A 22092-nucleotide genomic window follows, 5' to 3' on the forward strand; every position below is an offset into this window, starting at 1 on the left:
CGTATTTGTTTATAACCGATTAATCTTAAAAAATGAGAAAATCATTTATTCTATTGTTTCTTGCTCTATTGGCAACAAGAGTTAATGCACAAAAGCTAGAACGTGTTGAACCTATGTTTTGGTGGGTTGGAATGCACAATCCTAAATTGCAGCTTCTTATACATGGCAATGAGATAGCTGCTTTAGAGGCAGAGATAAACTATCCGGGAGTGAAACTTGCAGAAATTCATAAAGTTGAAAACCCAAATTATCTTTTCCTTGATCTTGAAATATCTGCGGAAGCTAAGGCAGGTAAATTCCCGATTGTATTTAATAAAAATGGCAAAAAGAAGCTGCAATATGTTTACGAACTTAAAAACAAAGAACAATCTTCGTCCCGAATTCAGGGAGTAACAAGTAAAGATCTTATTTATCTGTTAATGCCGGACCGTTTTGCAAATGGTGATAAATCTAATGATGTAATAAAGGGCATGCGCGAAACTAAGTTGAATCGCGATTCGATGTATTACCGTCATGGTGGTGACCTGCAAGGATTAATTGGTAAATTCGATTATTTAAAAGACCTCGGTATTACCACCATCTGGATGACACCGGAAATCGAAAATGATATGCCACTGGCTTCGTACCATGGCTATGCTGCTACAGATCATTACAAAATTGATCCACGCTATGGCACCTTAGAACTTTACAAAACATATGTTAATAAAGCGCATGAAAAAGGACTAAAGGTAATTAAGGATGTTGTTCATAACCATATGGGAACCGGTCATTGGTTCTATAATGATATGCCAATGAAAGATTGGGTTAATCAATGGCCGGCTTATACACAAACCAGCTATCGTGATGAGCCTGTAATGGATCCGCATGCTTCAGAAACAGATAAGAAAAAAATGCTGGACGGGTGGTTCGTGCCTTCAATGCCAGATTTCAATCAGAAAAACCCATATGTTCAAAATTACATTACTCAAAATCACATCTGGTGGATTGAATATGCAGGTATTGATGGACTAAGATTAGATACTTATCCGTATAATGAACCTGAATATATGAGAGATTGGGCTATAAAACTAAAGGCCGAATTCCCGACCTTATCTATTTTTGGTGAAACGCTTGTGAATTCTGTTGCATCTCAAGCTTTTTTTACTGGTGGAAGCACCGTGAGGCCAGGTTTTGATACCGAACTGCCGGGAATAACCGACGCTGTTATCAAAAATGCAATTTATGAAGCCTTGAATGGAAAGTCGGGATGGACTGATGGGATCTTTAGGCTTTACACCACCATTGCTCAAGACTTCCTTTATAAGGATGCAGACCAGAATGTAGTCTTCCTTGACAATCATGATATGAGCAGGTTTTATTCTATGGTTGGAGAAGACCTAAACAAATTCAAAACAGGCATGTCCATTTTATTAACCATGCGCGGAATACCTCAAATCTATTATGGCACAGAAATCCTAATGAAAAACTTTTCTAACCCTGATGGATTGGTGCGCTCTGATTTTCCAGGTGGATGGGAGGGAGACAAAACTGATAAATTTACAAAGAATGGTCGTACGGTTCGGGAAAATGAAGCATGGAATCATATCAGTATTCTTGCCAACTATAGAAAGGAGAGTATGGCATTGCAAACAGGAAAGTTAATGCAATTTGTACCTGAAGATGGATTATATACTTATTTCAGATATACTGTAGACGGCAAAAAGGATGTAATGATTGTAGTTAACACAGAAGATAAAGTAAAAGAGTTAAACACCTCTCGTTTTGTGCAGCGCCTTTCAAAAGTAACTTCTGCCACTAACATCCTTACAAAAGAAAAACTAAATAGTATTAAAACCATTTCAGTACCTGCAAAAACAACCCTTGTTTTAGAATTAAATTAGATGCAAAATACACAACAAATAGCCTGCATATTTGATCTTGATGGAGTATTGGTAGATACAGCAGTTTATCATTATAAAGCGTGGAAACAGCTGGCCAATTCATTGGACTTTGATTTTACTCAATTGCAAAATGAGCAATTAAAAGGAGTAAACAGAATGCGTTCATTAGAAATGATTTTGAATTGGGGTGGTATGCAGAAATCTGCTGAAGAAAAAGAAAAATTAGCAAGTCTCAAAAATTCGTGGTATGTAGCTATGATCAATAAAATGACAACAGATGAGGTGCTGCCTGGTTCTTTAGCATTATTGACCGAATTAAAATCATCTGGTATAAAAATCGCTTTAGGATCGGCAAGCAAAAACTCTTCTATTATTTTGCAGCGCACCAATCTCGCACATTTCTTTGATGCAATTGTAGATGGTAATTCAGTAACAAGCTCCAAACCGGATCCAGAAGTTTTTTTGAAAGCGGCAGAAATGTTAAATACGGAACCTGAAAACTGTGTTGTGTTTGAAGATGCGCAGGCCGGAGTAATGGCTGCACTTGCTGCAAATATGAAAGTTATTGGAATAGGTGATGAAGAACATCTAAAAGAAACGCATTTAATAGCAAAAGACTTGTCAGAGATTACACTCGGAAAAATCCTTGCCTTAAGGAATAATTAATTTGAAAATGCATAAGGCCAATTAACATTAACTACCAGAGAAGAATAGACGATGAAGAATTATATAAAACCAGATGAATGGAACATTATAGAGGAGGGCTTTGATCCACATTTAAATAAAATATCAGAAAGCATTTTTAGCATCGGCAATGGTCGGATGGGACAGCGTGCTAATTTTGAGGAAGCTTATTCAGGAGAAAGCCTTCAGGGAAATTATGTAGCTGGAATCTATTATCCAGATAAAACCCGTGTAGGGTGGTGGAAAAATGGCTATCCTGAATATTTTGCTAAAGTTCTTAATGCCACAAACTGGGTAGGTGTTGATATTAGGATTGGGGATGAGACCCTTGACCTCAATAACTGTAAGGTTACAGACTTCAAACGTGTATTAAATATGAAGGAGGGGTATCTTACACGCTCATTTATTGCTGAAAATAAAAATGGGCAGGCTGTTAAAGTTGTTGCCAAACGATTTTGCAGTATTGTAGATGATGAAGTGGGGGCATTACATTATCAATTGGTGCCACTAAACTTTGAAAACGTTGTATTATCTGTTACTTCTTTTATTGATGGAGATGTAAAGAATGAAGACTCCAATTATGATGAAAAGTTCTGGAATGAGGTAAGTAAAGAGCAGGATAAGAATACCGATTATTTATTGCTAAAAACAAAAAAGACTGATTTTGATGTTTGTACGGGTGCAAGATCAACCATACTGATAAATAATGAAAGTGTAAGCTTAAGTCCAGTTGTGAGTGAAAAATACGTTGGCCAAACAGTTAAGATAAATGTTAAGCAAGGTGATGTGATTGATGTTTATAAAATTGTATCCAATCTAACTTCCGAGAATCACCAGAAGCAGGTGCTAATTGAAAGATCAAAACAAGTAATCGATCAAACTTCTGCCAAGGGTTTTGAACAGTTGTTGAAAGAACATTCAGATGCGTGGGCAGTTAAATGGCAGGAAAGCGATATTGTCATTGCTGGCGATGCTGCTGCACAGCAAGCAATTAGATTTAACATATTTCAATTAAATCAAACTTATACGGGTAAAGATGCAAGGTTAAATATCGGACCTAAAGGGTTTACCGGGGAAAAGTATGGTGGCTCAACTTATTGGGATACTGAAGCCTATTGTATTCCTTTCTATTTATCAACAGCTCCTCAGGAAGTAGCTAAAAACTTATTGGTATATCGCTATAAACATCTTCAAAAGGCAATTGAAAATGCATCAAAGCTTGGTTTTAAAGATGGGGCCGCCCTATATCCGATGGTAACTATGAACGGAGAAGAGTGCCACAATGAATGGGAGATAACTTTCGAAGAAATTCATAGAAATGGAGCCATAGCTTTTGCCATATTTAACTATGTCCGTTATACCGGTGATGAAAGTTACTTAAGTGAATATGGATTAGAAGTTTTGATTGGCATTGCTCGTTTTTGGAAACAAAGGGTTAATTGGAGTACAGAAAAGAATAAGTATGTAATGCTGGGGGTAACCGGGCCAAACGAATACGAGAATAATGTTAATAACAATTGGTATACCAATACGTTAGCAGCTTGGTGCCTAAAATATACTGTCGACGCTGCTGAGATAGTGAAGGAAAAATATCCTGAGCAGTACCAGAGTGTAATATTAAAAACAAATCTGAATGCGAATCGGGAGTTTGCTGACTGGACAAAAATAGTTGCCAATATGTATTATCCTTATGATGAAAATACAGGAATATTTTTACAACAGGATGGTTTTATGGATAAGGAACAGATTCTGGTTAAAGACTTGCCTGCTGAGGAACGACCTCTAAATCAAAAATGGAGCTGGGACAGAATATTGCGATCAGGCTTCATTAAGCAGGCGGATGTGCTGCAGGGAATGTATTTCTTTGAAGAGGATTATGAATTGGAAACTTTAAGAAAAAACTTCGATTTTTATGAAAGCCGAACCGTTCATGAAAGCTCCCTTTCGCCCTGCGTGCATAGCATATTAGCTGCAAAACTTAACGATGAGCAACGAGCTTATGAATTTTACCTGCGCACTGCGCGCCTGGATCTGGATGATTATAATAATGATACTGAAGACGGTCTTCATATTACTTCTATGGCCGGTACATGGATGAGCATTGTTGAAGGATTCGCCGGAATGCGTGTAAGAAACAATCAGCTAAAGTTTAGCCCGTTTTTACCCAAACTGTGGGACTCTTTTTCCTTTACTATTGGTTTTAGAGGAGTACAATTAAAAATAAAGATAACTACAGGTCAAGTTATCATCACCAATAATTCAGAACAAAGCCTTGAAGTACTTATATTCAATGAATCATATAATATTCCCAAAGGTGAAAAGGTGATTTCTTATAATGGAACATTGGTATGAAAGGGTTAAAGTCATGTCTTCATCTGCACAAATGATTGAATTTTAATATGGAAAAGAGTAGCGTTAAACTAGCTAAACCAAGATTATCCTTTTGGAATATCTTCAATATGAGCTTTGGATTTTTGGGAATACAATTTGGATTTGCATTACAAGGTGGGTTCATGTCGAGAATTTTCCAAACACTGGGGGCAAGCGAAGGCGAAATTCCAATGCTTTGGGTAGCTGCGCCACTAACAGGTTTACTTGTCCAGCCAATAATTGGTTATTTAAGTGACAGGACATGGCATCCAACCTGGGGTCGCAGGAAACCCTTCTTTCTAATAGGAGCCATTTTAAGTACCTTAACATTATTCTTTTTGCCGCACTCACCTGTACTTTGGGTTGCTGCAGGCTGTTTGTGGGTCCTGGATGCATCCATAAATATAAGTATGGAGCCTTTTAGAGCGCTTGTAGCCGATAAGTTGCCTGAATCTCAACGGTCTTACGGGTTCGTAATGCAAACTTTAATTATCGGTGTGGGCACATGGATAGCCAGTAATTTGCCATGGTTGGTAAATAAATTAGGTGTATCAAACATTGCTGATCCTGGCATAGTTCCTCTTTCAATTAAAATAGCATTTGCCATAGGCGGCGCCGTATTTCTCTTATCTATATTATATACCATTTTTACGACCTCAGAATATCCTCCGGAAGATCTTGAAGAACTAAAGAAATCAAACCATGAGAGTAAGGGACTTTTAAACGGAGTTAAGGAGATTTTTCAAAGTATATCCAACATGCCAAGAACTATGGCACTTCTTGGGGTAATACAGTTCTTTAGCTGGTTCGCTTTTTTTGCCATGTGGAGTTTGGCTACACCGGCATTAACAGATCATGTCTTTAAAGCACCATTGCCTTTGGAACAAGCCTATAATATGAATGATGCAGCATCAAAAGCACTGTTTACCGATGCCAGTAAGGCATATAACAATGCGGCTGATCTTGTTGGCTCTTATATGGGGATGTATGGTTTATCTTCAATGGCTTTCGCCCTAATCTTAACGCTATATGCTGCAAAGCGAGATATCAATAGAAAATACATCCATATGATTAGTTTGTTGGCAGGGGGGATTGGGTTTATCTCGATGTACTTTATTGGCGATCCAGAGCGCCTGATTTATTCCTTTATATTAATTGGAATTTCGTGGGGTAGTATACTTTCTATGCCTTATGCGATGCTTTCAAGTGCGATACATGAAAAAAAAATGGGTATGTATATGGGGATCTTTAATATGTTTATTGTTATCCCACAGATTATAGCGGCTACTGGGGGGTTAAATTTTCTTTATCATTTGATTTTTGGTAAGGAAGCGATTAATGCGATGCTTCTTGCCGGTACTTCTTTGATCATCGGAGGGCTGGCTAATTTTCTAATTACTGATCCAAAGGTTATTAAACATGTAGGTGCAGATTTATAATATAAAGGTTGACCTGATTATAAACTTACCGTAAACTTGTATCTACAATAAAAAGGAGTTGAACAGGTAAAATAAAATACCTATTTTTACAGCCCGCTTATGGAACAGATAAAAACATCATTTGATTTTGAAAAACCTTTAGCTGAGCTTGTTCAGCAAATTGAAAAGGTTAAACAGGTTGCTGATAAGACAAAAGTAGACATGTCTGCTACCTTAGCAGAGCTTGAAGAAAAATTGGAACAAACGCAGAAGACGCTCTACAGCCATTTAACGGGCTGGCAAAAAGTTCAAATGTCCCGTCATCCGGAAAGGCCTCAGACTTTAGATTACATCAGCATGATCTGCGATGATTTTATTGAAATGCATGGCGACAGGACTGTAGGAGACGACAAAGCAATTATTGGTGGTTTTGCTACCATCGATGGTCAAACAGTAATGATTATTGGTCATCAGAAAGGTAAAAACACAAAAGAACGTCAGTACCGTAATTTCGGAATGGCTAATCCTGAGGGCTACAGAAAAGCACTTCGCTTAATGAGACTGGCCGAGAAGTTTAATAAGCCCGTTATATCCTTCATTGATACTATGGGTGCGTATCCTGGGCTTGAAGCCGAAGAACGTGGTCAGGGAGAGGCAATTGCTAGAAACTTATTAGAAATGTCAGTACTAAAAGTGCCTATTCTTTGTTTTGTTGTTGGTGAAGGCGCATCCGGAGGTGCTTTGGGTATTGGTATTGGAGATAAAGTATATATGTTAGAGCATACCTGGTATTCTGTGATTTCTCCGGAATCTTGTTCTTCAATTTTATGGAGAAGCTGGGACTATAAAGAAAGAGCAGCGGAATGTTTGAAGCTGACTTCTGATGATATGTTCAAAAACAAACTTATTGATGGAATTATAAAAGAACCTCTTGGTGGTGCACATCAAAATCCGGAGCAAATGGCGGGAACTATAAAAAAACAGATTCTTGATGATTTGAAAATACTTACTAAGGAAAAAACTGAGAAAATGATTGCCACCAGGATTGATAAATTCTGCGCAATGGGAGTTGTTGTAGAAGCGTAAACTCGCATTCCGCTCTCCGGCTGCATTAAATTGGCTTAGAAAAAGAGCCAAATGAACGCTAGGCTGGTTCGCAGAAAACGCACTGCCTACCGAACAAAAACAAATCAGGAATGAGCGCCAAACTCCTTTCCAAAATTTAAAAGATTATTGATAAACATAACAGAAAAAGGCCTCGATAAAATTTCAGGCTACTGAAAAAGTGGCTCGAAAATAAGTGAGATAAATAAAGGTATGGAATAATTAAATTTGACACCCTTAGATTTGGCTATAGAAAATTTTAGTCAGGAAAGCTGCTTACAACTTAAAGAAAATGGGGCAGTTCACAAATCGTGAACTGCCCCATTTTTGTAAAGGGCTTTTTCAGTACCCTCGCAAATTTTTGGGTCGTTTTCTGTTATTACGAATTTAACTATATGATTCTTTTAGTGCAGCCGGAGAGCAGAATACGAGCTTACCTATTATTGTTGTGCAAAATACTGTGAAAACCTTCCTTCTAATTCACTGAATTGTTTTGTCAAACTCTGACTTAATTTAGTTTCCTTGTTTGCCTCAGTGATTTTTGCCATTTGATTTAGAAACGACATACCTAGTTGTACATTCTGCCCGCCAATAAATTTGTTTTTGCTCTTAGATACATCGGCAAGATAAGTAAGTTCCTTTTGTATATAATCTGCAGATCTTTCGATAAGCGCATTAGCTCTTTTGTTGTCATTCAAAGTATACAGGTTTTCAGCCATAAAATAGGCTCCCATCATAGAACGCATGCCATAGAACTTATCAGGCATTACTTCGAAATAACGGTTCGCAACTTTTTTAGCATCTTCAATTTTTCCTTCTTTAACAAGGCCGCTAATAGCATTATTAAACATGCTTGTGAAAATAGAGATATCATCTGATGATTGTGTGTCAAGATAACGAGCATTCTTTACATTGCCCCATTTGAATTTATTCATCAAGTTATTGTATAGAACTGGAGTATTTACCAAGTCACTTTTTCCGGCAGCACTATCTATTTTTAAAGGCATCAGACGAATTGCAAGCCCTTCGTTATATAAATAGTTGTCCAGGCCATTATATTGCTCCGAAGGCACTGTGCTAGCAAAATAAACAGGTCTTTTCCAGTTATTGTGAACAAGGATGTCAAACATTGCTAAAGTGCCTTTAGTAACGTAGTTCTTATTAAATTTCCATTCAAGAGCTGGAACAATTTTAGCTGAATCTGCAGCACTAACTACTCCATTTTTAATAACATCAGCACGGTTTACAGTAAGTTTAAAGTTTTTGGTTGGGATAAAGTTTTCTTTAGTACCATCATTTAGGGGGAGTTTATCTTCATCATTGTCAGAAGTTAATACTTCAAAAATCTTACTCAGTTCAATTGAACCTGCAATTTTATAATCCTGATAATACATTACATCTCTATTGCCTTGTACATATTGAGATTCTTTCATGCTTATCGGCAATGGCTCAGATTCATTTTGCTTGCGCTTCATTCCATTTATATACCAGTCAGTATCAAATAAGCTTAGGTTTACTAGACGGATATCTGGTCTAACATTTTCAACTTCCTGTATGTACCAAAGCGGATAGGTATCATTATCACCATAGGTAAATAGAATTGCATTTGGCGCGCAAGACTCTAAATAATCAACCGCTATATCATGGGCAACAAGCTTAGTAGAACGATCATGATCATCCCATCCTTGTGCCGCCATAATTACGGGTGCTGCAAACAATCCAACAACTGTTGCCAGAACAGCGCCTGTAGCAGGGGTGACCTTCTTAAATAGCCACTCTTTTAAAGCCAGCGCTCCCAAACCTATCCATATAGCAAAGGCATAAAAGGATCCGGCATAGGCATAATCCCGCTCCCTTGGCTCCATAGGTTTTTGATTAAGATATAATACAATAGCCATACCTGTAAAGAAGAATAGCAACGCTATTATACCCGCATCTTTTTGATTACGTTGGAAATGCCATATTGCTCCAAGCAGCCCCAATATGAGCGGCAAAAAGAAGAACCTATTGTATGCATTATTGTCGGTTATAGTTGGAGGGAGGTGACTTTGGTCGCCGAGGCGAGCAGCATCTATGGGTTTAATCCCACTTAACCATTGGCCTTCGTACAAGCTTCCCTGACCCTGATCATCATTTTGGCGACCGACAAAGTTCCACATAAAGTATCTCATGTACATCTGGCCAGTCTGATAGCCAAAAAAGAATCCAATATTATCTATAAGGTTAGGGAAATGGGCATCATCAAAGCCCATCATGTCTTTGTAATAGCCTATATGTCGTGCGTCATCACTATACATCCTCGGAAAAGGTGTTGTTCTGTCATACTCGTAATCAGTTTTTCTTCCTGCAACTTCATACTTTTCAGCACCTTTTCTGTAAAGGGTTTTACCTTGTTTAATATCTACCTTTTGTGAGTTATAGTTAGGCCCAAATAGTAATGGCCTGTCACCATATTGTTCCCTGTTTAGGTATCCTAGAAAAGAGAAAGCATTATCAGGATCACTATTATTTAGATTAGGATCTGCCTTCGCGCGAATAATGATCATTGCAAAAGATCCATATCCGAATATGATTAATACTGTGGATAATAATGCAAGGTTCAGGATTTTCTTTTGATGTTTTATAGAATATCTAATACCCCATACAATACCGCCTATCAATAATATTGCAAAGAAAATAACACCAGACCCAAAGCCAAAACCTAAGGTGTTTACAAAAAACAAGTCAAAGTAAGCTCCAAAAGAAACCAGGTACTGAATGATACCGTATTGGATAAATGCTAAAATTAGAATACCAATTAAACCTGTTTTTACAATACCTGAAGTGGTTGCTTTTTTAGTTTTCTTAAAGTAATAAACGAAAGCAATAGCGGGTATGGTTAGCAGGTTTAGTAAGTGTATACCTATTGAAAGCCCCATAATGTAGGCTATAAGTAACAGCCACCTGTCAGCACGAGGTTCGTCGGCATGTGCTTCCCATTTCAATATAGCCCAGAAAACTATAGCTGTAAATAATGAAGATAAAGCATATACTTCAGATTCAACTGCCGAAAACCAGAAGCTATCAGAAAAGGTATAAGCTAGAGCACCAACAACACCAGCTCCCATAATTGAGATTAAGCTGGCTTTAGAAATCTCTTCTTTGTCTTTTATTAAGATTTTTTTGGCTAGGGCAGTAATTGTCCAGAACAAAAACAATATAGTAGCACCACTTGCAACTGCAGAACCCACGTTCATGAAATATGCTACTTTAGTAACATCGCCAAGAGCAAGTAAAGAGAAGAATCTCTGGATCATTAAAAATAAAGGGGCTCCTGGTTGATGCACCACCTGCATTTTTAGAGCAGAAGCTATGAATTCGCCGCAGTCCCAAAAACTAACAGAGGGCTCTAGTGTTAAAATATAGGTTAAGGTAGCAATGGCAAAACAGAACCAGCCGGTAATGTTATTGATTTTTGAATAATTCATTTCGTTATCAAGTAGTTACTAATGTAAAGGCAATTAATTGCGTCCGAAAATAAAGAATAAGATTGATAATCGTATAATCTAAAGCTGTGTTTAACAAATTTAACGTTCTTGCTTACGACAATTACTTCATATAGTATACACTATATTGTATGTATTAGTTATTATAAAAATGTACGATTAGATTAAAACATGGCTTTATTCCTTAGTCTATGCTGTATTCTGGCGGCATTATTTAAAATAATGTTCAAGGTAGTGGAAAAAAAATAATAAAATGTGATTGGATTAACTGATTGATTTATTGGGAGTAATAAGCAGGGGGATCTATTTGACATAAATTATTTTATATTTTTTTTATTTGCCCCTTGCAAAATTGAAAAATGTACGTAGATTTGCATTCCATTTCAAAGCAACCTTTTTAATGGAAGATTGTCCGATAGTATAAGGGTAGTACAACGGTTTTTGGTACCGTTTGTCTTGGTTCGAATCCAGGTCGGACAACTAAACAATATTCGGATTGTGATTAAACCGCAATCCGATTTTTTTTAACCAGTATTGAAACTTTTCAATAATGCCATTGCAATTTAACCCAGTTAAACTTTTTGCCGGAACCGGCACTAAAGATTTAGCACATAAAATTGCCGAAAGTTACGGCAAGCCTCTTGGTAATGTAACCTTAAGCAAGTTTAGCGATGGCGAGTTTCAGCCTTCTTATGATGAAACTGTAAGAGGGTGTGATGTATTTCTTATCCAATCTACCTATCAGCCTTCTGATAATTTAATGGAACTGTTATTAATGATTGATGCTGCAAAAAGAGCATCTGCGCATTACATAACTGCGGTTGTTCCTTATTACGGATTAGCCAGACAAGATAGAAAAGATAAGCCAAGGGTAGCGATCGGAGCTAAATTAGTAGCAAATCTTTTAAAATCTGCGGGTATCCACAGAATCATGACCATGGACTTACATGCAGCTCAGATTCAGGGATTTTTTGATATTCCGGTTGATCATCTTGATGGTTCAGTAATTTTTGTTCCTTACATAAAGAGTTTAGGACTTGAAAATTTAACCATAGCTTCACCAGATATGGGTGGATCTTATCGCGCACGTACCTTCGCTAAGTTTTTTAATGCTGAGGTAGTGATTTGCGATAAGCGCCGTAAACGTGCTAATGAAATAGAATCTATGTCTATAATTGGAGATGTAGTGGGATTAGATGTTGTGCTTATTGATGATATTTGCGATACTGCAGGTACATTAGCTAAAGCGGCAGCTTTAATTATGGAAAAAGGTGCAAAAAGTGTTAGGGCGGTTTGTACGCATCCGGTATTATCGGGTAAAGCGTATGAAACTGTTGAAAATTCGATGTTAACTGAATTGATTGTAACGGATACGATCCCTTTAAAACAAGATAGCCCGAAAATAAGAGTGCTTTCAACAGCTCCATTATTTGCAAAAGCAATTGCTAATGTAAATGAGCATGGATCAATTAGTGATCTTTTTAACGTTTAATATTTAATAACTATTATATAACGAGACCATCAGGGTTTCGAAACATTTAAACAACAAAAAAATGAAAACAATCGCAATTAGCGGTTCTCCAAGAGAGAACGTAGGGAAACGCGATGCTAAAGAGCTTCGCTATGAAGGCAAAGTTCCTGCAGTATTGTATGGTGGTAAAGAACAAGCACATTTTGCTGTAGTAACAACTGAATTAAAAGATGCTATTTACACACCAGAAGCTAACTTTGTTGAGATTACTTTAGGTGGTAAGAAAATCAAAGCTATTATCAAAGAATTACAGTTTCACCCGTTAACTGACTTATTATTACACGTAGATTTTCTTCAGTTATTTGATGACAAAGAAATTCTAATGGAAATCCCTGTTAAATTAACCGGAACTTCTCCAGGTGTTAAAATGGGAGGTAAACTAGTTCAAAAATTACGTAAACTTCGTGTTAAAGCATTGCCTAAAGATATGCCGCAAACAGTTGAAGTTAGTATTGCGAAATTAGAAGTTGGCAACTTATTCCGTGTTCGTGATCTTGAAAAAGGTGAATACATTATTACTAACACTCCTGAAGATACTATCGTTTCTGTAGGTATGTCAAGAGCATTAAAACAAGCAGAGCAAGAAGCTAACAAGAAATAATTCGAATTAGCTAAACATAAAAAAGCAGCACTAATTACCTTCGTGCTGCTTTTTTTGTGAAAATAGGATTACTGAAAATGCATGTCATGTAAACTACTATCTTTGCAGCAATGAAATACTTAATAGTTGGTTTAGGGAATATAGGGCCTGAATATGCTTATACCAGGCATAATATTGGCTTTAACATAGCTGATGAATTGGTTAAACAGCTTGACGGTACTTTTTCTAATTTGCGGCTGGCTTATTATTCTGAAGTTTCATTTAAAGGTAAAAAGCTACACGTAATAAAGCCAACCACTTTTATGAATTTAAGTGGTAAGGCTGTGAATTATTGGATGCAGGAGTTGCGTATTCCTTTAGAAAATGTTCTGGTTATTGTTGATGACCTTGCATTACCACTTGGTAAATTACGTTTAAAGATGCAAGGTAGTAGTGCTGGACACAATGGCCTAAGAAGTATTGAAGGTTTGTGCGGCGGACAAGGATATCCTCGCTTACGCTTTGGGATTGGCGATGATTTTCCTAAAGGTAGGCAAGCCGACTACGTCCTTTCAAACTTCTATAAAGAAGAACAACCGGAATTACCAGCACTGATAGATACAAGCGTAGAGTTAATTAAAAGCTTTGTAACTATTGGGCCTGCAAAAACTATGACTGCTTTTAATAAGTAACTGTAGTATATTTGGTTATTTTCTCATGTAGGGTGGCAAGTTCAAAGGGCTTACTTATTACATCATTTGCCCCGGCATCCATAGCTGTTTTAGTATCCGTTTCCATAACTGCAGCCGAAAATGTAATTATAGGAATATTTTCTTTCCCTTTAGCATATCCTTCCCTAATCATTCTGATTGCGTCTAAGCCATTTAAAACTGGCATAAAGGTGTCCATAAGGATAAGATCATAGTGATTTTCTCTTAGCTTATTTATTGCATCTTTCCCATTTTCTACAACATCGGCATCAATCATCCAATCCTTTAATATTTTTACAATAAGAAACTTGTTGATCGGATTATCTTCAGCTACTAGAATTTTGACGTTATTAAAAGGAGTGAAATTCTCTTTAGCTATTTTCTGAATAGGTAGTGCTTCTTTTACAACTTCATACCAGTTCGTAAAACAGAACATACTTCCCCTGTTCTCTTCACTAAATACTTCAAGATGACCACCCTTAAGTTTAGCAAGGTTTTTTACTATAGATAAACCCAGTCCTGTGCCACCAAACTTTACAGTAGTTTGCTCATCGGCCTGTTCAAAGGTCTCGAATATTTTCTCAATATTTTCCGAAGCTATTCCAATGCCCGTATCAATTACAGAAAATTTAATCTGAATATTATTGCCTTTGCTGTTCAGGATTTCAACCCTTAAAGTAACACTACCCTGAGATGTAAATTTAATCGCATTCCCGATCAGATTCATTAAAATCTGGTTTAGGCGCAATGAGTCTGCAAGTACATGAGTGGGTAGTTCTGGATCTAATTCCATTTCTAGATTCAGTTTTTTCTCTTTTGCTCTTATGCTCAAAAGATTAATAACTGAATTACATACGTTTGTGATATCAGTTGGAGTCCTATTAATTTTAAATTTACCAGCTTCAATTTTTGATAAATCTAATATGTCATTAATAACCCCCAATAGCGAACTAGATGATATTTCAAGCAGAGAAATCATCTCTCTTTGCTCTTCGGTTAAATTGGTTCGTTCCAACAGATGGGCAAGGCCGATAATTCCATTTATGGGAGTACGGATTTCGTGGCTCATATTGGCAAGAAAGTTTTCTTTTATTCTTTTGCCCTGCTCAGCTTCTTCTTTAGCTTTTATCAGTTCCTTTTGATAAGCTTCCAACTCTTTGTTTTTTGTTTTTATTTCCCGTTGATTTCTTATGAGCTGTATGAACGAATCAACCTTTGCAGAAGTAATAAATGGATCTAATGGTTTATATAGATAGTCGACAGCACCGGAGTTTAATCCCTTTACTGCATATTTTGTTTCTTTAGAAATTGCTGTTACAAATATGATTAATATGTCTTTAGTTCGAGGATTACTTTTTAGTATTTCAACAAGTTCAAACCCATCCATTTCCGGCATTTGAACATCAACTAAAGCAATTGCGATATCCATTTCCCAGGAAATTCTAAGTGCTTCATTTGGATTTGTGGTACTGATTAAATTAATATCATTTCTCTGTAATAGTGCCTCAAGCGCTATTATGTTTTCAGGTCTGTCATCAACAATCAATATATTAATCTTCTCCATGTTTTATCTTATCTGAGTGTTAATGTTAACCTATTTTCTGGTAAATGTTGTTTTTCTTGTCTATGATTTTAAATCTGCCAATTTCGGTACTTCTTAGTGTTTCCTTGGATCCTAAACATAAAAAACCAAAATTAGCTAAACTATTGTAAAATAATTCAATTACTCTTTTTTGCAATTCAGTATTGAAGTAGATAAGTACATTCCTGCAGGATATGATTTGAAACTCATTGAATACCCCATCTGAGGCTAAATTATGAACTGAGAACAATACATTTTTCTTTAAAGAATGATTAATCTTTGCCGCATCATATTTTGCCGTATAGTAATCCGAGAGTGTATGTATTGTGCCGGTTTTATGGAAGTTTTCAGAATATTGCTTCATTTTTTGTAAGTCATAGATTCCATTCCGGGCATATTCCAAAACATCTACATTGATATCCGTTCCGTAGAAAAAACATCGCTCGTACAAGTTTTCTTCTGAAAAGAGTATGGCGTAAGAATAAAGTTCTTCCCCAGTAGAGCATCCGGCGTTCCAAATTTTGATCCTTTGATATGATCTTAAATAAGGGATTACATTCGTAACTACAGATTTGTAAAATAGGGGATCCCTAAACATTTCAGTTACGTTTACTGTAACCTCAACCAAAAAGTTTTCAAAGTAATCCGGGTCGTTTGTTAATAATATGCGCAAGTCAAACAGCGAAAGCCTTTGAAGTTGCAAAATTCTGGTAACCCTTCTTTTTAGAGAAGCAGCAGAATAATCCCCAAAGTCAAAACCATGCACATTTCTGATAAAATCTACCAGATCCGTTAGTTGTTCGTATGTTATTGTGTCTGATGATTGATCCATATTAACTTAACCAAACTCTCAGCATTGATAACAGTTTATCCATATCTACCGGTTTAGATATGTAATCATTAGCACCTGCCTCAATACATTTCTCCCTGTCGTTTTTCATGGCTTTTGCAGTTAAAGCGATAATAGGAAGTTTTGAAAAGCGTTTCTCACTTCTAATCGCTTTCATTGCTTCATATCCGTCCATTTCAGGCATCATAATATCCATTAGAACCAGATCAATATTCTCGTTTTCAGCCAATCGTTCAAGCGCCTCTCTTCCGTTGTTTGCAATTACAATATTCATATCGTAGAGTTGCAAGGCGCTAGAGAGAGCAAAAATATTACGCATGTCATCGTCGGTAATTAGAATGGTTTTGTCTTTTAGCGCTTTTTCAATAGTGGATACGCCCTTACTCTTATTTTGTGTTTGAATAGTGGACCTTTCGCTTTGTTTAAGCTTGTTCATGAAAAGACTTACTTCATCAATTAATCTGTCATTTGATTTGTTTGATTTCAGAACCATGGCTTCTGTATATCTCATGATATGAGCCATTTTTTCATCGCTTAATTCCATCGCTGTATTAATAATTACAGGTACATGAACAAGGCCCGGCTTGGATTTAATCATATCTAATAGATCAAATCCTGAGATATCAGGGAGTTTTAGGTCAAGGATAATACAATCAAATGTGTGTTTTTCCAGAAACTCTAATGCCTCTTTACCAGTAAAGGCTTGTTTTACATCAACACCCTTATCGGTAAGTTGTTGGGTTAAAACTTTACTATGTAGTTCTTGGTCCTCAATTACTAAAACGGTATTAAAATTATATTTTATATAAGCAGAACTCAATAGTTCAAACGCCTCATCAAGCCTATCCTTTTCAATAGGTTTTTTAAGGAAGCCTATTGCGCCTTCTTTTTTTGCTTTGCTTTCCTTTTCATTACCTGCCGACATCATGTGTACAGGGATATGTTTTGTTTTTGGATTTTCTTTTAGCTTTTTAAGTATCGTCCATCCGTCCATAACAGGCAGCATAATATCCAGAACAATTGCATCCGGAAGCTCAGATATGGCCATTTCCAATCCAACATCTCCACTATGTGCAAGAAGGGGTTTAAATCCCTTTTCTATAGCATAGTCATTCAGTACGTCTGCAAAGACGACGTCATCTTCTACTATTAGTAATGTTTGGACTGTACCGTTCTTAACCGGGAGTAGTACAGGTTCAGGAATTAAAGGAACAATTTTAGCCTCTTCAGTTATCTTGTCAATTACCTCTTTTGGGCTATTTGTAGTATTTTCCTCAGGTATAAAAAGAGTAAAGGTACTTCCTAAGCCAGGCTCACTTATTACCTGAATTTCGCCACCAAGTATGTAGGCAAGTTCCTTGCTAATAGATAAGCCCAGACCTGTACCACCATATTTTCTACTAGTAGATCCATCTGCTTGCTGGAATGCTTCAAAGATTAGCTTCTGCTTATCTTCCGGTATCCCAATTCCAGAATCCTGTACTACTATGGCTATTACCTTTTTATTGACGTTTCTTAACTGTTCAGAATAAAACCCGGTTTCTTTTGCCGCATTGCTTATATTTAAGGATATCTCTCCGTGCTCCGGAGTGAATTTAAAGGCATTTGAAAGAAGGTTCTTTACAATTTGTTCAAGCCTTGCCTGGTCTGTGAGTATAGACTCGGGTAAGTTTTGTCCAAGAGTAGTTTTGAAATTAATTTTCTTGCTTCTGGCAAGTTCATTAAACAATGCGTCCATGTCTTGTTGAATGGCTCTAGGCTGGATGTGTTCTATTGTCAGATCTATTTTTCCTGACTCAATTTTTGAAAGATCAAGAATGTCGTTAATAAGCGTTAACAGATCGGAGCCTGCGTTGTGTATAACACCAGCATATTTAATTTGATCTTCGTTTAAATTCTCGGGTCTGTTCTCTTTTAATATTCTTGCCAGAATCAATATGCTATTCAAAGGAGTTCTTAACTCATGACTCATGTTGGCTAAAAACTCAGATTTGTACTTACTTGAGACTTCCAACTCTTCTGCTTTTAAACTCATTGCCTCACGCGCCTGATTTACCAGGATATTACGTTCCTCAAGTAGCTGGGCTTTTTCTTCCAGTTCGGCATTTGTTTGGCGAAGTTCCTCTTGCTGCACCCTAAGTTCTTCTTCTGATGCCTGTAACTGTTCTGATTTAAATACCAGTTCTTCGTTTGTTGTGCGAAGTTCTTCTTGCTGACTTTCCAATTCTTCGGCCTGTTGCTGAGTTTGTTCAAACAGGGCTCTTAACTTTACGCGTGCTACTGCACTGTTTATTCCTACACCGATGCTTTCTGCAATTGTATTTAAAAATAATAATGTAGATGGCTCTGGCTCTTTATTTAAACCTAACTCTATTACAGCCAGTGTTTCATTTTCAAATAATATTGGAAGCAGAAATATATGGCTTGGAAGAGTGCTGCCTAATCCTGATCGAATCTTTATATAGTCTGAAGGAATGTTGTTAAGCAGTTTGGATTGCTGCTCAAGAGCTGTCTGCCCGACCAGTCCTTCACCAAACTGATATTCTTTTAAACTTCCTTTTGCGGTTTCAAATGCATAGCCACCAATAAATTTGATGGTTTTTTTAGAACGATTAACCAGAAATATTGAACCCACCGGTGCATTTATGTAATTACATATTGAAGTTATTATTTTTGTGCATAGCTCATCAGCCCCCTGTTCTCCACGCATAGCCTGGTTTACAGCTGTTGCGCCAGATAGCAACCAGTTTTTTTGTTCGTTTTCAGCCGAAATTCGTTCCAGTTCTACATTGGAATCTCTGATTTGATTTTCTGTTAGTTTTTGCTGGTCAAAAGTTCTTCTGATATATGAGAATAGAAACAAGATTAAACCAAAAATGATTATCGCACTTATCATAACCACCCCTTCGCTTTGCTTGCTGCTATTTACAATGGTGGCTTTTCTTTTGGCAAGGAGTTTAAGCTCAGTTTCAATTATTTTGTTGCCTGTTTTTAAGATTTGAGTTTTATAAAGCTGGCCTAGTCCTGCCATTGCACGCGATGCAGCAGCTTCTTTTCCATTTGACTCATACGCGCTAAGAACCCCTTTCATTTCTTCGGTTTTAGCGTGTGCGTACTGGTTTAGAGAATCAATCCTGATCTGTTGCTCAGCGTTGTCATTTGTTAATCTCTTTAATTCTGCTATTGTAGGAAGGATCTTTGATGCATTGGCATTGTAAGGCTTAAGATATTGTTTGTCGCCAGACAAAACAAATCCCCTAATGCTGGTTTCTGAGTTTAAGACCTGGAATTCGATGTCTTTTACCAGATTGATGGCATCATAAGTGTGGCTTTGCCATTTTGTATCTTGATTTAGCTTATCAATACTAAGATAGGATGTAATTGCTGATACCAAAACAAATAACAAGGATACAGCAAATCCTGTTAACACTTGTTGTTTAAAAGATAATTTAAACATATATTAAGTTAATAAATATTGAGGCTCTTAAAAAATAAATACAATGATAGTAGTTGTTAGGACAAGTTGACTAACTATTGTAAGATAAATTTAATGTAATTCCCTTAAACATTGATTATAAGTTACCCCGATTGGGATAATTTGCTCACCAATCCAGATTTGAGTGCGATCAAACTTAGTGATTTTGTCTTTTGAAACTATAAAAGCGCGGTGTGTTCTAATGAATGATTTTGTCGGAAGCAATAAGAGCATTTCACTTATTGGGATTCTGGTACTAAGAAGTGGACTGTTTACAAGGTGTATAAGGGTGTAGTTACCCGAAGCCTCTATATATAGTATATCTTCAATTTGTACTTTTATTTGTTCGTAACCATCTTTAATAAAAATGGCAGCAGGTTGTTCCTCATTTTCTGTCTTATTTCTAAGGTTATAGAACTCCTGCGCTTTGTTACAACCTTTTAAAAAGCGGGCAAGTGAAAATGGTTTTAATAAATAATCAACAGCATCTAGTTCAAAACCCTTAACTGCATGCTCAGAATATGCGGTTGTAAAAATAACCATTGGAGGATTCGTTAGGCTATTTAAAAAATCAATGCCACTAATGTCGGGCATTTTTATGTCTAGAAAAATTAGATCGATTTTATTGTTTTGCAGATAAGAAATAGCCTCAAAAGCATTTACAAATGTAGCTTTGAGTTCAATAAACGGAACTTTAGAAGCGTGTGACTCTATTATATCAAGTGCTATCGGTTCGTCATCAATTGCTATTGCCAGCATCTTTTAATATCGTTTGTTATCTAGTAGTAGAAGCTTTTGTTGGCACAATATAAGATATCTTGAATAAGTTTACCTCTAGTAATTATTATAATTGTAGTGTTAAATGAATAAAGAACTCATTGGCACTTTCCCTGATAATTAATTCATGCTTGCGAGGATATAGCAATGCGAGCCTTTGTTTTACATTTTGTAAGCCAATGCCACTTTTAAGTTTCTCGGGGTCATTATCAGGTTTAATATGAATGCTGTTATTTACATCAAAATACAGCGTATTCTCTTTGGTTTGCAATGTGATTTTTATATGCGATGGATGCTGTAAACTAACTCCATGCTTAAAGGCGTTTTCTACAAAGGGTATGAGTAGCATTGGGGCGATTTGTTGATTGTTTAGCTGCTCTTCAATTTGTGTTTCAATTGAAATTGAAGCTGAACGTGAAGTTCTTAACTTTTGTAAAGCAATATAATTATTAAGGTAATCCACATCTCTGGTCAGGGAAATTTTATCCTGAAGGTTCTCCTGAAGCATAAACCGCATCATATCACCCAATTTCTGAATGCCCTCGCCAGTACGTTCTGCTTTTTCTTGCAAAGCAGTTCCATATAATGTGTTAAGTGCATTAAACAAAAAGTGCGGATTAATTTGAGACCGCAGAAAACTTAAACTTGCATCGGATTTTCCAAGTTCAGTTTTCAAACTGTTAAGCTCTATATTGGAATCGTTCCTTTTTTTATAAATATACCAGGATAATGGTGCACTTATAATGAGTTGGGTAGGTATATGGAAGGCTATTACAACTCCTGCCATTTCGCCATGGTTGCTAAACATTAATGCTATAAGCGCAAGTGGAAGGCAAGATGCAATGGTAATGAAAAATATTTTCCAGAAATAATTCCAAAAGCGCTTTCCAGATTCTCTGACCTGAGGGATAAGATAGTATAAAGAAAAGATGACCAAAGCTATTGTTGAACAAATTACAAGTGTCCAGCATACTATAACCTCGAATGGTGATGATGTGGCTATTAGTAAAAGCAGACCCACAAACCAGAATGCGGCTCCAAAAACAGCTTCTAACTTAGTGCGGTTATATGGGTCATTCCCTGCATGCTCATTTTCCTTGATGTTAATAATCAGTTTTTTAAGGGCCACATAGATGGTGATGACTAATATCAGCCATGCAGAATATGTAAACCCTTTAAAAAAGAAGTGATTGTAGGCATCTTGAGTGCTATTAAAATCGGGGAACATATAAACCTTACTGTATGTATAGGTAATACTGGTAATTAATCCGATTCCCAGAAACAGGCCGATTAAAATGACCAACGACAAGGCTCTGCTATTTGGTTTAAAAAGAGCAGGTATAATGCAGAAATTCAATAAGAGAAAACTAAAATACAGTATTGAAAAACGAAACAGTTCGGGGATAAGATAATTCGAAACATAAGAATATTGCATGTTGGCACCCTTGGCCAGATATTCAAGGTGACTTGGAGTGCTGTCTCCTGAATTTGAAACTAGTAAAAGGATGGCAAATCCATAAAGACTCGTAGCTATCCAAAATTCAACCTTCGTTAATTCTGATAATTTCATTTGTTGCTGATTAATATTTTTTTGATTTTCAATACGTTTTGTTGATGCAATAGTACAACGACTAAGGGTTGCAAAA

Annotated in this window: 14 protein-coding genes; 8 read left to right on the forward strand and 6 right to left on the reverse strand. The window is 36.6% G+C overall.

What is annotated here, in order from left to right; all coding sequences use genetic code 11:
• The first annotated feature begins 32 nt into the window (after positions 1-32).
• The 5 genes from AC6CH7_RS21230 (at position 33) to AC6CH7_RS21250 (ending at position 7438) form a co-directional block, all read left to right on the forward strand.
• Positions 33-1880, forward strand: coding sequence for a glycoside hydrolase family 13 protein (locus tag AC6CH7_RS21230; protein ID WP_498264635.1), 1848 nt, complete (start codon positions 33-35; stop codon positions 1878-1880).
• On the forward strand, positions 1881-2546 hold the full coding sequence (pgmB, locus tag AC6CH7_RS21235) for a beta-phosphoglucomutase (protein ID WP_498264636.1): 666 nt from the start codon (positions 1881-1883) through the stop codon (positions 2544-2546). It abuts the gene before it with no gap.
• 51 nt (positions 2547-2597) lie between these two features.
• On the forward strand, positions 2598-4916 hold the full coding sequence (locus tag AC6CH7_RS21240; RefSeq protein ID WP_498264637.1) for a glycoside hydrolase family 65 protein: 2319 nt from the start codon (positions 2598-2600) through the stop codon (positions 4914-4916).
• A 47-nt stretch (positions 4917-4963) separates the two neighbouring features.
• Positions 4964-6373 (forward strand): MFS transporter, encoded by a 1410-nt coding sequence (locus AC6CH7_RS21245; RefSeq protein WP_498264638.1) that lies wholly within the window; start codon positions 4964-4966, stop codon positions 6371-6373.
• Positions 6374-6472: 99 nt separating this feature from the next.
• Entirely contained in the window at positions 6473-7438 is a 966-nt protein-coding gene (locus tag AC6CH7_RS21250) for an acetyl-CoA carboxylase carboxyltransferase subunit alpha (protein ID WP_498264639.1), read from the forward strand.
• Between the two features lie 458 nt (positions 7439-7896).
• Here AC6CH7_RS21250 and AC6CH7_RS21255 read toward each other — a convergent pair whose 3' ends face one another.
• Positions 7897-10923, reverse strand: coding sequence for a glycosyltransferase family 117 protein (locus AC6CH7_RS21255; RefSeq protein WP_498264640.1), 3027 nt, complete (start codon positions 10921-10923; stop codon positions 7897-7899).
• A gap of 568 nt (positions 10924-11491) precedes the next feature.
• On the opposite strand from AC6CH7_RS21255, the gene AC6CH7_RS21260 reads away from it, so the two are divergent.
• From AC6CH7_RS21260 to pth, 3 genes are all read left to right on the forward strand, one after another.
• Complete coding sequence (locus tag AC6CH7_RS21260; protein ID WP_172661532.1) at positions 11492-12433, forward strand: ribose-phosphate pyrophosphokinase; 942 nt, start codon at positions 11492-11494, stop codon at positions 12431-12433.
• 61 nt (positions 12434-12494) lie between these two features.
• Positions 12495-13073: a 50S ribosomal protein L25/general stress protein Ctc gene (locus AC6CH7_RS21265; RefSeq protein WP_498264641.1), complete on the forward strand. Its 579-nt coding sequence runs from the start codon at positions 12495-12497 to the stop codon at positions 13071-13073.
• 110 nt (positions 13074-13183) lie between these two features.
• The gene (gene pth, locus AC6CH7_RS21270) at positions 13184-13744 is read left to right on the forward strand and encodes an aminoacyl-tRNA hydrolase (protein WP_498264642.1); all 561 of its coding nucleotides are present in this window, start codon (positions 13184-13186) and stop codon (positions 13742-13744) included.
• Here pth and AC6CH7_RS21275 read toward each other — a convergent pair.
• From AC6CH7_RS21275 to AC6CH7_RS21295, 5 genes are all read right to left on the reverse strand, one after another.
• A complete protein-coding gene (locus AC6CH7_RS21275) occupies positions 13734-15326 on the reverse strand; it encodes a hybrid sensor histidine kinase/response regulator (protein WP_498264643.1) in 1593 nt (530 codons plus the stop codon). The two genes, pth and AC6CH7_RS21275, sit on opposite strands and share 11 nt — an antisense overlap.
• Before the next feature lie 25 nt (positions 15327-15351).
• Positions 15352-16176 (reverse strand): CheR family methyltransferase, encoded by an 825-nt coding sequence (locus AC6CH7_RS21280; protein ID WP_498264644.1) that lies wholly within the window; start codon positions 16174-16176, stop codon positions 15352-15354.
• A gap of 1 nt (position 16177) precedes the next feature.
• Positions 16178-19651 (reverse strand): response regulator, encoded by a 3474-nt coding sequence (locus AC6CH7_RS21285; protein ID WP_498264645.1) that lies wholly within the window; start codon positions 19649-19651, stop codon positions 16178-16180.
• Between the two features lie 90 nt (positions 19652-19741).
• Positions 19742-20428 (reverse strand): LytR/AlgR family response regulator transcription factor, encoded by a 687-nt coding sequence (locus AC6CH7_RS21290; RefSeq protein ID WP_498264646.1) that lies wholly within the window; start codon positions 20426-20428, stop codon positions 19742-19744.
• 85 nt (positions 20429-20513) lie between these two features.
• Positions 20514-22016 (reverse strand): sensor histidine kinase, encoded by a 1503-nt coding sequence (locus AC6CH7_RS21295; RefSeq protein WP_498264647.1) that lies wholly within the window; start codon positions 22014-22016, stop codon positions 20514-20516.
• Positions 22017-22092 lie beyond the last annotated feature (76 nt).

Source organism: Pedobacter sp. GQ55, assembly GCF_059758925.1.

Excerpts from the sequence above, each read along its gene's own strand:
- AC6CH7_RS21230 (WP_498264635.1), top strand. The coding sequence starts at position 33 with ATGAGAAAATCATTTATTCTATTGTTTCTTGCTCTATTGGCAACAAGA.
- pgmB (WP_498264636.1), top strand. The coding sequence starts at position 1,881 with ATGCAAAATACACAACAAATAGCCTGCATATTTGATCTTGATGGAGTA.
- AC6CH7_RS21240 (WP_498264637.1), top strand. The coding sequence starts at position 2,598 with ATGAAGAATTATATAAAACCAGATGAATGGAACATTATAGAGGAGGGC.
- AC6CH7_RS21245 (WP_498264638.1), top strand. The coding sequence starts at position 4,964 with ATGGAAAAGAGTAGCGTTAAACTAGCTAAACCAAGATTATCCTTTTGG.
- AC6CH7_RS21250 (WP_498264639.1), top strand. The coding sequence starts at position 6,473 with ATGGAACAGATAAAAACATCATTTGATTTTGAAAAACCTTTAGCTGAG.
- AC6CH7_RS21255 (WP_498264640.1), bottom strand. The coding sequence starts at position 10,923 with ATGAATTATTCAAAAATCAATAACATTACCGGCTGGTTCTGTTTTGCC.
- AC6CH7_RS21260 (WP_172661532.1), top strand. The coding sequence starts at position 11,492 with ATGCCATTGCAATTTAACCCAGTTAAACTTTTTGCCGGAACCGGCACT.
- AC6CH7_RS21265 (WP_498264641.1), top strand. The coding sequence starts at position 12,495 with ATGAAAACAATCGCAATTAGCGGTTCTCCAAGAGAGAACGTAGGGAAA.
- pth (WP_498264642.1), top strand. The coding sequence starts at position 13,184 with ATGAAATACTTAATAGTTGGTTTAGGGAATATAGGGCCTGAATATGCT.
- AC6CH7_RS21275 (WP_498264643.1), bottom strand. The coding sequence starts at position 15,326 with ATGGAGAAGATTAATATATTGATTGTTGATGACAGACCTGAAAACATA.
- AC6CH7_RS21280 (WP_498264644.1), bottom strand. The coding sequence starts at position 16,176 with ATGGATCAATCATCAGACACAATAACATACGAACAACTAACGGATCTG.
- AC6CH7_RS21285 (WP_498264645.1), bottom strand. The coding sequence starts at position 19,651 with ATGTTTAAATTATCTTTTAAACAACAAGTGTTAACAGGATTTGCTGTA.
- AC6CH7_RS21290 (WP_498264646.1), bottom strand. The coding sequence starts at position 20,428 with ATGCTGGCAATAGCAATTGATGACGAACCGATAGCACTTGATATAATA.
- AC6CH7_RS21295 (WP_498264647.1), bottom strand. The coding sequence starts at position 22,016 with ATGAAATTATCAGAATTAACGAAGGTTGAATTTTGGATAGCTACGAGT.